Source organism: Desulfurella sp. (assembly GCF_023256235.1).
Lineage (GTDB): Bacteria > Campylobacterota_A > Desulfurellia > Desulfurellales > Desulfurellaceae > Desulfurella.
On sequence record NZ_JAGDWY010000001.1, the window covers coordinates 26108 to 38026 of the forward strand.

The 11919-nt window shown below is 32.4% G+C and carries 12 protein-coding genes; 5 read left to right on the top strand and 7 right to left on the bottom strand.

The features are described from left to right. Together typA and Q0C22_RS00150 are read right to left on the bottom strand one after the other, a co-directional pair. Positions 1 to 1714, bottom strand: a 1714-nt coding sequence (typA, locus tag Q0C22_RS00145) for a translational GTPase TypA (protein WP_291490072.1), incomplete at its 3' end; no start/stop codon positions are given. Beyond that, positions 1707 to 3290: a DEAD/DEAH box helicase gene (locus tag Q0C22_RS00150; RefSeq protein ID WP_291490073.1), complete on the bottom strand. Its 1584-nt coding sequence runs from the start codon at positions 3288 to 3290 to the stop codon at positions 1707 to 1709. The genes Q0C22_RS00150 and typA, both read right to left, overlap by 8 nt. A gap of 289 nt (positions 3291 to 3579) precedes the next feature. On the opposite strand from Q0C22_RS00150, the gene Q0C22_RS00155 reads away from it, so the two are divergent. Genes Q0C22_RS00155 through Q0C22_RS00165 form a run of 3 tightly spaced genes read left to right on the top strand, consistent with a single transcriptional unit; the run spans position 3580 to position 4681 of the window. Beyond that, positions 3580 to 3945 carry a hypothetical protein gene (locus tag Q0C22_RS00155; RefSeq protein ID WP_291490074.1) on the top strand — a complete coding sequence of 122 codons (366 nt, stop codon included), beginning with the start codon at positions 3580 to 3582 and terminating at the stop codon, positions 3943 to 3945. Further along, positions 3942 to 4223: a hypothetical protein gene (locus Q0C22_RS00160; RefSeq protein ID WP_291490075.1), complete on the top strand. Its 282-nt coding sequence runs from the start codon at positions 3942 to 3944 to the stop codon at positions 4221 to 4223. The genes Q0C22_RS00155 and Q0C22_RS00160 overlap by 4 nt, the downstream gene beginning before the upstream one ends. Next, complete coding sequence (locus Q0C22_RS00165) at positions 4217 to 4681, top strand: PaaI family thioesterase (RefSeq protein WP_291490076.1); 465 nt, start codon at positions 4217 to 4219, stop codon at positions 4679 to 4681. The genes Q0C22_RS00160 and Q0C22_RS00165 overlap by 7 nt, the downstream gene beginning before the upstream one ends. Here the strand turns inward: Q0C22_RS00165 and Q0C22_RS00170 are convergent. From Q0C22_RS00170 to argB, 5 genes are read right to left on the bottom strand one after another with little or no spacing between them, the layout of a single operon-like run. Then, entirely contained in the window at positions 4678 to 5040 is a 363-nt protein-coding gene (locus Q0C22_RS00170; RefSeq protein ID WP_291490077.1) for a response regulator, read from the bottom strand. The two genes, Q0C22_RS00165 and Q0C22_RS00170, sit on opposite strands and share 4 nt — an antisense overlap. Continuing rightward, complete coding sequence (locus Q0C22_RS00175; RefSeq protein ID WP_291490078.1) at positions 5015 to 6400, bottom strand: sensor histidine kinase; 1386 nt, start codon at positions 6398 to 6400, stop codon at positions 5015 to 5017. The genes Q0C22_RS00170 and Q0C22_RS00175 overlap by 26 nt, the downstream gene beginning before the upstream one ends. Then, the gene (glgA, locus tag Q0C22_RS00180; RefSeq protein WP_291490079.1) at positions 6393 to 7817 is read right to left on the bottom strand and encodes a glycogen synthase GlgA; all 1425 of its coding nucleotides are present in this window, start codon (positions 7815 to 7817) and stop codon (positions 6393 to 6395) included. The genes Q0C22_RS00175 and glgA overlap by 8 nt, the downstream gene beginning before the upstream one ends. 8 nt (positions 7818 to 7825) lie before the next feature. Next, on the bottom strand, positions 7826 to 8827 hold the full coding sequence (gene galT / locus Q0C22_RS00185; RefSeq protein ID WP_291490080.1) for a galactose-1-phosphate uridylyltransferase: 1002 nt from the start codon (positions 8825 to 8827) through the stop codon (positions 7826 to 7828). A gap of 2 nt (positions 8828 to 8829) precedes the next feature. After that, entirely contained in the window at positions 8830 to 9675 is an 846-nt protein-coding gene (argB, locus tag Q0C22_RS00190) for an acetylglutamate kinase (protein ID WP_291490081.1), read from the bottom strand. Between the two features lie 207 nt (positions 9676 to 9882). Here argB and groES point away from each other — a divergent pair, with 207 nt between their 5' ends. Both groES and groL read left to right on the top strand, forming a co-directional pair. Further along, a complete protein-coding gene (gene groES / locus Q0C22_RS00195; RefSeq protein WP_291490082.1) occupies positions 9883 to 10143 on the top strand; it encodes a co-chaperone GroES in 261 nt (86 codons plus the stop codon). A gap of 18 nt (positions 10144 to 10161) precedes the next feature. After that, positions 10162 to 11793, top strand: coding sequence for a chaperonin GroEL (groL, locus tag Q0C22_RS00200; protein WP_291490083.1), 1632 nt, complete (start codon positions 10162 to 10164; stop codon positions 11791 to 11793). Positions 11794 to 11919: the final 126 nt, after the last annotated feature.

An 11919-nucleotide genomic window follows, 5' to 3' on the forward strand; every position in this document is an offset into this window, starting at 1 on the left:
TTTCTAAACTCATAATATTTGGGCTTGAAAGTATTATGTTATCGTCTTTGCCAGCCGCTCTCATGTTTGAAAGCTTTTTTTCTTTACAGGGATTTACATTTAAGTCTGTTTCTTTATTGTGCTCACCTATAATCATGCCTTCATAGACTGGTTCGTTTGGCGCAATAAACAATTGACCCCTTGGTTGCAGGTTAAATAAAGCGTATGCAACTGAAACGCCTTGTCTGTCGCTTACCAAAGACCCGCTGTAGCGAGTTACTATATCGCCTGCATAGGTATCGTATTTTTCTAAGTATGAATTCATAATTCCAGTGCCTTTTGTATCTGTTAAAAACTCATCCCTGAAGCCTATCAGTGATCTTGATGGTACAAGAAACTCAATTCTCACTCTACCTTTAAAGTTATTTGAAAGATTTATCATTTTACCTTTTTTAGCTTGTATTTTTTGTGTAACAATACCCATAAATTCTTCTGCGCAATCAATAAATAAATGTTCATAAGGCTCTAATTTTTTACCATTTTCAAATTTGTAAATAACTTGTGGCCTGCTTACACAAAACTCAAAGCCTTCTCTTCTTAATTGTTCAATTAGTATGACCATCTGGAATTCGCCACGCCCTTTAACGATAAATTTGTCTGTGTCTTGTGTTTCTTCAAACTTTATTGACACATTTTTGAGTGTTTCTTTGATTAGACGCTCTTTTATATTTCGGGATTGAACAATTTTGCCTTCTTTACCTGCAAAAGGAGAATCGTTTACACTAAAAACTATTGAAACCACCGGTTCGTCAATTACAATGCGCTTAAGTGGTTTTTCTAAATCATTTGAGCAAATTGTATCGCCTATTGCTATATCTTCAATACCTGACACCACAATTATATCACCAGCTTGAATTGATTCAATTGGTTTTAGATTTATTCCATCGTAAGTTTGAATTTTGCTAACAAAAGCATTTTTTTTGTTGCCATTTGCATCAAAATAATAAAAAGCACTTCCTTTTACATTATTTATAAACCCGCTAAAAACTTTACCTATAGCTAATTTTCCAAGGTAATCAGAGTATCCAAGATCACTTACAAGCATTGAAAAGCTATTTTCGCTGGTGTAGGTTGGCGGTGGGATTTGTTTTATTATTTCTTCAAAAAGCACAGATAAGTCATTTTCTTTGCCATCTGGAGTTTTCTTAGCTATACCTTGCTTTCCTATAGCATAAAGAACGCTAAATTCCAATTGTTCATCGTTTGCATCAAGGTCAATAAATAAATCGTATATTTCATCCAATACTTTATTAATTCTTGCGTCTTGTCTATCAATTTTATTTATTACTACAATTATCTTTAATTTTGATTCCAATGCTTTTTTTAACACAAAGCGCGTTTGTGGCAGTGGTCCTTCTGCTGCATCAACAAGCAGTATTGCTCCATCTACCATAGACAAAGCGCGTTCAACCTCACCTCCAAAATCGGAGTGGCCCGGTGTATCTAAAATGTTTATTTTTACGTTGTTCCAAAAAACGCACGAGTTTTTTGCAGCAATCGTTATACCTCTTTCTCTTTCAAGATCCATACTATCAAGGATGCGTTCCTGGATATTCTGGTTTTGTCTAAATACATTGCATTGTTTGAACATAGCATCGACAAGTGTTGTTTTCCCATGATCAACATGAGCAATTATCGCGATGTTTCTAATATTATCATTAAAATTTTTAGACATTTTTTTCCCTTGCTTTTGTTATTAAACTTTTTGTATTTGATTTCTTTTTGAATATTTGAAGCAAAACCTGAGCTTCTTCAAATGGAACACTTACAAAAGAGAATTTGTCAAATATCTTTATGTCTTTAATATTTCTTTCGTTGATTTCAATTTGTTGTTTTATAAAATCGATTAGTTTCCTTGGTGTCATAGCATCCTGTCTGCCAAGTGCAACAAAAAGACGTGTTTTTGAGTAAGTATCAATAGGTTTTACTTCTTTAATATTCTGGTAGTTTTTTTCATCAAGATCTTCGCCAAAACTATATTTTAATAATGCAGAAACAACATCTACAGGAGAATGTTTTTCTAATAGTTGTGTTGCAAGATTTCTATATTTTTCCTCTATTTCATTTAGAAGAATATTTTCAAGCTCATTTTGAACTCTTGTTATTTTAAAATTAATAATCTCATCAACGGTAGGGAGTCCTTGTTTTTTGATATCGATTCTGGCAGATTTTAGCATGTATATGAGCCTATTATATTCGTTTGGTGTAACAAAAGAAATGGCAACGCCGCTTTTTCCAGCTCTACCCGTTCTGCCTATTCTGTGAATATAAGATTCAATGTTTTCAGGTATAGAATAATTTATAACATGTGTTAAATTTTCAATATCTATGCCTCTTGCTGCTACATCTGTTGCAATTAGCATCTGAATAGTCTTTTTTTTAAATTTATTTAATACAATTTCGCGAGACTTTTGCGTCATGTCCCCATGAAGAGCAAGTGCATTATAGCCTGCATCTTGTAGTTTTGTTGCAAGTTCATCAGTTTCGATTTTTGTTTTGCAAAAAATTAGTGCATAAAATTCTTTTTGCATATCAATAATACGGCATAGAGCTTGAAATTTATCTTCGTAGTTTACTTCAAAGTAAATTTGTTGCGTGAGGTTTGATGTGGTTTCATCTTTTTTTGTTTTTATAATTTCGTAGTTTTTCATGTGTTTTTTTGCTATAGATACAATTTGAGCTGGAATTGTAGCAGAAAACATCAAAAGTCTTTTTGATTCACCTGTGTATTTTAAAATTTCTTCCACATCATCTATAAAACCCATATTTAGCATTTCGTCTGCTTCATCTAACACCATATCGTTTATTAATGAAAGATCAATTGTTTTTCTATTTATGTGATCTAATATTCTTCCAGGTGTTCCAACAATAATATCAACTCCACCTTTGAGCTTTGAAACTTGTAGATCTATAGATTGACCACCATAGATGGGTAAAATTTTTAGTTTTTTTGTGCCTTTTAGAGAGTTAAGCTCTTGAGAAATTTGAATTGCAAGCTCTCTTGTTGGTGTGAGAATGAGGCATTGTGTATAATTTAGCTTTTCTTGCGCTTTTTCTATGATCGGTATACCAAAACTTGCTGTTTTTCCTGTACCTGTTTGAGCTTGGGCTATTAAGTCTATATTTGATTTTAACATTAATGGTATTACTTGTTCTTGTATAGGCGTTGGTTCTTCGTAGCCCTTTTTTAAAAGTGATTTTAAAATATTTTCCGAGATACCCAAATTTGCAAACTTTTCTAACCTTTGCATACTACTTCCTTCTAAATTTAAACAGTTCAAAAACTTTTATTTAGCTAAAAAGCGAGTTTTTAACTTTGCGCTGGTAAGCACAAATGTCATTGGATAATAAGACAAGACGTACAAATATGTCCCGTATTTTTCTTAAGACAAATGAGCTTTTTAAAAGCGCATTTAAAATTCACTGTTAGCATTATAGCAGCTTTTTGATATTTTGCAATAATTTGTTTTAATAAGAATTGACAAAAGTAAAAATTTAGCTATCATAAAATTAGAATTTAAAAGAAGGAAAAACAGACTTATGAAAGAAAAAATATTGAGTGTTGTGCAAGGTTTAATCAAGACAAGCGATATTGAGGAATTTTTGTCTTTATTAAAAGAAAAGACTGTCTATATAAAAAAACAACCGATTGATTTTGTTATCGCTTCTAAAAATGATATAACAACTATATTTGAATTGCTTAAAGATTTTTTAAAGCAAAAAAGCTTTGTGCCAAAAAATACACTTATTGCACTTTTATTGCTTTTGACTTTTGCTATAGGCAGGAAAACTAAATTAAGCATTTTAAAAGAAAACATTGATAGCGATTTATTAATTGGTTTTTGCATCTACTTGGTTGAAAAAGATATACAAAAGTATATGGAATTTAAAGGAGGAAAAAAGTGAATGTAGAGCACGAACAAGGCCATGCTTATGAAGAATCAAAGAAAAAGCTATTGGGTTTTTACAATGCAGCAAAATGGGCCATGGATGGTATTTGTACTTTGGATGTTTATGCTGAAGTGAATGATAAAAATGAAGCTCAGGTAAGAAAAGAACTTGAAGAGTTAGGCATTAATTATGATTTAACAAAAAAAGGTATCATAAAAGGTTATTTTGAAGGTACATACGATAAAGTTTTGCCTATTATGCGCACATTACTTGAAAAGGGTTGGCATTGGTAAAATTCGACCCCATTTTACATAAAAAGCTACCTAGATATAAAAAATGCATAGTATGTGGCGAAGATAATGATTTTGGTTTAAAAACTTGGTTTTTTACAGATTTGGATTTTGTTTACAATAATTGTACTTTAGATGAGCATTACATTGGTTATCCAGATAGGATTCATGGTGGTGTGATCTCAGCTATTTTAGATGAAACAATGGGCTGGGCAGCCACCGTGAAAACACATTTTTTTTATTATACCATAGAGCTTTGTGTCAAATATAAGAATATCGCAAAACCTAATACAGAATTGTTTACCAAAGCTCAATTTTTAACCAACAAAGGAAAAATAGCTTTTACGCAGGCTACAATAACTGATGGTAAACAGGTTATTGCAACAGCCAAAGGAAAGTACTATCCACTTGATTTAAAAGATCAGGATGATGTTGAAAAGCTGCTTATTAAAGAATATTAATCGCGATCTTTTAATAATTCTTTTATCTTTTCTTTTAGCTCAGTAAGATCAGGTGATTTAACTATATATGCATCTGCTATCCATGTTGAAAAATCTTGCTTGTAGTGAGAGTACGCTGTTGACATAATAATAGGTGTTTGGGGTGATTTTTCTTTTAATATCCTTAGAGCATCAAGACCACTCATTTTTGGCATTGCTATGTCTAATAGAACTAAGTCAGGTTTTTGGTTGTCAAAATCGTCAATAGCAGATGGTGCATCAGGATATGATACCACATCATATCCTTCATCTTTTAGCTCTTCTTCGTATAAAAATCTTATGGATTCTTCATCATCAACTACCATTATCTTTTTTTTCATTCCTTTCCTCCTCAACTAAATTTGGAATTTTAATGATAAATTTTGCTCCTTTTCCAACAAAATTATCTAAACTTATTACGCCGTTGTGTTCTTGAACTATTTCTCTTACAATTGATAAACCAAGTCCTGTGCCATGAGTTTTTGTTGAATAAAATGGCTTAAATACATACGGCAAAAATTTAATATCAATGCCTCCACCATTGTCTTCAACGGTTATTACTATAAATTTATCTTCTTTATAAGTGGAAATTTTAATAAATCCGTCTTTTTTATTTGCTATTGCTTCTGTGGAATTTTTTATAAGGTTAATTAAAACTTGTTTTATCTGATCTGGGTCCCCATAAAGATACCTTGCGAATTCAGAAAGGTTTGTTTCAAATTGTATATTGGCAGAATTAATATTTTTTATAGCTTCTATAGTATCGAGGATAAGCTTTTCTAGATCGAATAATTTTTTAACGCTTCTATTTTGTCCTTTGGCATATCTGTTAATATCAAGTGTTAAATTGTATACTCTATCTAATTCTTTTTTTACAATTTCAAGGTATTGATAAACTTGAGGGTTACTATCAGCAGAAATTTTTCTTGCCCTATCAAGAAATCCTATAGCTCCAATAAGGGCATTTTTTATTTCATGTGTAATATCAGCTACAGCTCTACCTAAATTAAATATGTGTTTTTGATGGATAAGGTTTTGTTGCTCTTCAATTAAGCGTTTGCTCATATTTTTATATGTTTCAATGCTCATGAGGTTTTCTATGGCAATGGCAGATTGATTAGCAAACAAAAATAATGTAGTAATATCATCTTGTTCGATTGGACGTTTATTATAGAAATTATCGGCAACAATAGCACCAATGGGCTGTTCTCTGGAAATAAGTGGAGCGAATGCAAATTGTTCAAAATTGAGTTCTTTAAGAATTTGATCATCTCCGCCTAAGTTACTTGCATCAAACACAAAGGCTTGTTTTTGATTGATGTTTTTAAAAATTGTATCTTTTTGAAGACTTATTCTGGATTTGCTTATAGTTTTGTTAAAGTTTGAATTTAGCTGGGCTTCAATGTTTATTTCATTTAATAGCCAGGAAGCCATTTTACCTCTTATATCAAGATTTCTTAAGCTATTCCAGATAGTTGTAGCTTCTTGTATGGAATCTGGTGCTACACCTAAAACTCCATCCATTGTATTATTCGGCCTGTTATACAAAAATATCGCAGCCCTGTTAAATCCCAAACCATCACCTATAGTTACAGCTGTCAAAACAACATGAAGAAGCTTTTTTAAATCAGTTGTAAGTGTGATAGCTAAACCAAGCTCGTATAATAGTTTCCACTCTTCTACAATTCTATCTCTATCCATAAATTTTTTTGTAAAGTTTTATATATTCTTTTGCCTGATTTTTCCATGAGTAATCAAGGCTCATAACATATTGTGCGATTTTTAATAGTTCATCTTTTTTGTTAAACAACTCAATTGCTTTTTTTATTGTTTTTGTAAGCTCTTTAGAGTCATATTTTTCAAATACAAAACCTGTTGGGTTTTTAGAACGATTGGAATAATTTTTGACAGTATCTTTTAGACCACCTGTTGCCCTCACAATCGGTAGTGTTCCATAACGATAAGCTATCATCTGACCCAAACCGCATGGTTCGTATTTTGATGGCATTACAAAGAAATCACTAGAAGCATAGATTTTGTGTGCTAATGGCTCATCAAATTTTAAGTTTAAAGATATTTTGTCTTTGTACTGGCTGGCTAGCTGGGATAATTGATCTTCTATATCTTTTTCACCACTGCCTAAAATAATAAATTGTACGTTAGTATTTGATTCTAACAATTCTTTGATGCTACTTGAGAAAATATCCATGCCTTTTTGCGCTGCAAGTCTTGATACAACACCAAAAACCGGTACTTCTTTGATTGGTAAACCAAGTAGTTTTTGAAGGGCATTTTTGTTTTTTATTTTATCTTTTGGATTATTAAAATTGTAATCAATAAATTTATCTGATTTTGGATCCCAAACATCTACATCTATTCCGTTTACGATACCACTTAACTTGTATGAGAATTTTTTTAATAGTCCATCAAGACCAAAACCAAATTCTGGAGTTTGAATTTCTAAAGCGTATGTTTTGCTAACGGTAGTTACCGCATCAGCAAATACAATGCCACCTTTTAGAAAATTGATTTTATCATAATACTCAAGGCCATCGATTGTAAACAAATCCCATGGTAATCCAAGATTATCCATGTAGCATTTATCAAAAATCCCTTGATACCCTAAATTGTGGATTGTAAAAACGGTTTTGGTTTTCGTGAAAAATTCTTTGTAAAATAATTTTAAATAAACATTGATAAGTGCAGATTGCCAATCGTTTGTATGCAAAATATCAGGTATTATATTAAGAGTTTTTAAGCTGTCCAATACAGCCTTTGAAAAAAAACCAAATCTTAAAGCATTATCTTCATAATCTTGTGCACCAATACCATAAAGGTAGTCTCTGTTGTAATAATTTTGATTTTCAATAAAGTAAAAAGTGCAATTATTTTGTTGTGTTTCGTATAAATTAATACTGGTTTTTGTATGGTTAAAATCCACCTCGACATTTGAAACAATTGTTAAAGAAGATCTATCTACTGTTTTGTATAAAGGGCTAAAAACACTAATATTTAGTCCATTTTGTGCAAGAGCTTTTGGTAGCGCACCTGCAACATCGGCTAATCCTCCTGTTTTTGAGAATGGAAAAACTTCGCTTGAAGCTAAAACTACATTCATTGTACCTCCTACAATGTAATTTCTCTTAAATACTTTGCTGCATCTTCTGGTGGTGTTGGGTTTATATAAAATCCGCTACCCCACTCAAATCCAGCTATTTTTGTTAATCTGGGCGTAATCTCTAAATGCCAGTGAAAATAATCATCATGGTCAAAAATAAATGCACCATTTAATAAAACAAAGTTATACGGAGGGTTATCCAGGGCTATTTTTAATCTTTTTAACGTGTTTTGTAAGATATATGTAAAATCATACAAAATTTCTACTTCTTCAAATTCGAAATGAGCACTATGTTTTTTTGGAAAAATGGACACTTCAAAAGGAGATCTTGATGCAAATGGCGTAATTGATACAAAATGCTTTGTTTCTTCGATTAATCGTACCTTATCATTTAATTCTTGTCTTATAATGTCACAAAATGGACATCTATCTTTATATGAAAAGTATGTTTTTGCTCCCGAAAATAACTCGAGTGGCCTTTTTGGTATGATGGGCAATGCAATAAGCTGTGAGTGAGAGTGTTCTAAGCTTGCACCTGCTACTGCCCCGTAATTTTTAAAGACAAGCACATACTTCATGCGCTTGTCTTTTTTTAAATCCTCAATTCGTGCTTTATATGCAAATATAACATCTTTCATCCTATCAAGTGGCATAATATCAAGTGTTTCAGAATGATTTGGTGTTTCTATTATAACTTCATGTGCACCAATACCGTTCATAGCGTCGTACAAACCAACAGCATGTTTGTCTAAATCGCCTTCTATGCGTAAAGCAGGAAATTTATTTGGCACAACACGCAATGTCCAGTGCGGATCATTTGGCTGACTGCCTGGTGCCCTAACAGCATAAATTTCAGGTGGTACGTACTTTTCGTTTCCTGGGTCAAAAGGGCAAAAACCACCGGTTATTTTAACCTGTTCTTCTTGTTTGAAATCATGTGGCCTTTTGCCACGCTCAGTTGATATTATAACCCACCTTTCTACGATAGGGTCTTTTCTTAACTCACTCATGTCTACCTCACTATTTGAGTGCCTATTCCGGCATCTGTAAATATTTCTTCTAAAAGGGCATGTTGTTTTTTGCCGTTTATAATGTGCACTTTCTTAACACCATTTTCTATAGCTTGCCTGGCAGAAAGTACTTTTGGTATCATACCACCTGTCAAAACATTTCCAATCATTTTATCTATATCTTTTATTTTTATTTCGCTAATTAGTTTATTTTCTGAATCTAAAACACCATCAACGTCCGATATGTATATTAATTTTTCTGCTTGAAGTGCCTGTGCTATGCTCGAAGCTACTGTATCTGCATTAATATTGTACCTTGATCCTGCATCGTCAAACCCAATAGGGGATACTACAGGAATGTAGCCATTTTTTGATAAATTAATTAAAATATCAGGCCTTACCTCTTCAACATCTCCAACAAGGCCCAAATCTACATCTTCTAAAAGCAATTTTTTGGCTTTTATAATACTGGCATCAACACCGCTTAAGCCTACAGCTCTACCGCCGAAACGATTTATATTTAGTACAATTTCTTTATTTACTTTTCCAGCTAACACCATTACTACAACTTCCATGGTTTTTTCATCGGTAATGCGCAAACCTTTGTGAAATTTTGTTGTTATATCAAGTTTTTTTAGCGTATCGCCAATTTCATTACCACCACCATGGACAATAATAGGGTTTATTCCTACAAGTTTAAGTAGTGCTATGTCTTTTGAAAAAGCCATTTTAAGCTCGTCATTAACCATGGCACTACCGCCATATTTTATAACAAAAGTATTACCATAAAATTCCTTAATATATGGCAAAAACTCTACTAAATATTGACCCTTTTCGCTTTTATACATATAAATACTCTCTTTTTATAATTTAGACTAAATCAACAAAAAAAGCAAGCAAATTTTTTATCAAAAAACAAAATTATTTTAACATAATTTGATATAAATTTTTATAATTTCTTATAAATGCTTATAATTGGACTTGAAAATTTGAATATTAAGTGTATTATTAGCAACAGTGTTAGTTTACTGCTAATAAAAACGGGAGGTGAGTTTATGAAATTTAAGCCATTAGCTGACAGGATTTTAGGTAAAATTGAAGAAGAAGAACAAAAAACTGAGTCTGGAATTATCATACCAGACACTGCAAAAGAAAAGCCACAAAAAGCCAGAGTTGAGGCTGTTGGTGGTGATGTTGAGCATGTAAAGGTAGGCGATCTAGTATTGTTTGCAAAATATTCAGGTACAGAACTAAAGCTTAATGATCAAGATTATATTATTTTAAAAGAAGACGAAGTTTTAGGTATTTTTGAGTAATTTTAAGGAGGTGAATGTATGGGCGCAAAACAGATAGAATTTGGAGACATAGCTAGATCAAAAATTTTGAAAGGTATAAATCAACTTGCAGATGCAGTAAGTGCAACACTTGGACCACAAGGTAGAAATGTTGTTATCGATAGAAAATTTGGAAGCCCGCTTATTACAAAAGACGGAGTTACAGTTGCAAAAGAAATTGAACTTAAAGATCCATATGAAAATATGGGAGCTCAACTTGTTAGAGAAGTTGCAAGCAAAACAAGCGATGTAGCAGGTGATGGTACTACAACAGCTACAGTTTTGGCAAGAGCAATTTACAGAGAAGGCCTAAAGCATGTAACAGCAGGTGTTAGTGCAATAGAACTTAAAAGAGGCATAGATAAAGCTGTAGAAAAAGTTGTGGAAGAATTAAAGAAAATTTCCAAACCAATAGAAGAAAAAAGAGAAATTGCTGAAGTTGGATCAATTTCTGCTAATAATGAAAGAGAAATAGGTGAAATCATTGCAGAAGCTATGGACAAAGTAGGCAAAGATGGTGTAATTACAGTTGAAGAAGCAAAATCCACCCAAACTGAACTTGAAGTTGTAGAAGGTATGAGATTTGATAGGGGCTATATTTCTCCATATTTTGTTACAAATACAGAAAAAATGATATCAGAACTGGAAGACCCATTCATAGTTATAACTGATAAGAAAATTTCTTCTATGCAAGAATTCTTGCCTTTAGTTGAAAAAATTGCAAAAGCCGGAAAACCATTCTTAGTAATTGCTGAAGAAGTAGAAGGTGAAGCTCTTGCAACCCTGGTTGTAAACAAAATTAGAGGTACAATTTCTTGTGTAGCTGTAAAAGCTCCAGGTTTTGGCGACAGAAGAAAAGAAATGTTGAAAGATATAGCAATTTTAACTGGTGGCACAGTAATTAGTGAAGAAACAGGTATGAAATTAGAAACTGCCGATTTATCAATGCTAGGTAGAGCAAAAAAAATTGTTGTTGATAAAGAAAATACCACAATTATCGATGGTGCTGGCAAAAAAGAAGACATACAGGGTAGAATTAAGCAAATTGATGCTCAAATTGAGCAGTCAACAAGCGAGTATGACAAAGAAAAACTGAGAGAAAGAAAAGCAAAATTAGCTGGTGGTGTTGCTGTGATTAAAGTAGGCGCAGCAACTGAAACAGAACTAAAAGAGAAAAAAGCAAGGGTAGAAGATGCACTAAATGCTACAAAAGCTGCAGTTGAAGAAGGTATTGTACCAGGTGGTGGCACTGCATTACTAAAATGCGCAGAAGCTCTTAAAAATATCAAATTAGAAAATGAGGATCAAAATATCGGTGCTTCTATCATTCTGAAAGTTTTAGAAGAACCAATTAGAGCTATTGCTAAGAATGCTGGGTTTGAAGGCTCTATAATTGTAAATAAAATTAAAGAAAATAGTAGCAGATCTTTTGGCTTTGATGCAAGAAAAGGTGAGTTTGTAGATATGCTAAAAGCCGGTATAATTGACCCAACAAAAGTTGAAAGAATCGCGCTCCAAAATGCAGCTTCAGTTGCAGGTTTAATGCTAACAACAGAAGCTCTAATTACAGATATGCCAGAAGAAAACAAACCAGCTGCACCAATGCCAGGTGGCATGCCAGACATGTATTAATTAAAAAAGGGAGGTATTTATTTGCCTCCCCTTTTTTAATGAAAATAATTCATTTTTATATTAATGTAAAATTTTTAATATTATAAAATTTGGAAGTTTCTATTTCGTAAAATTGTTCAAGAAAAA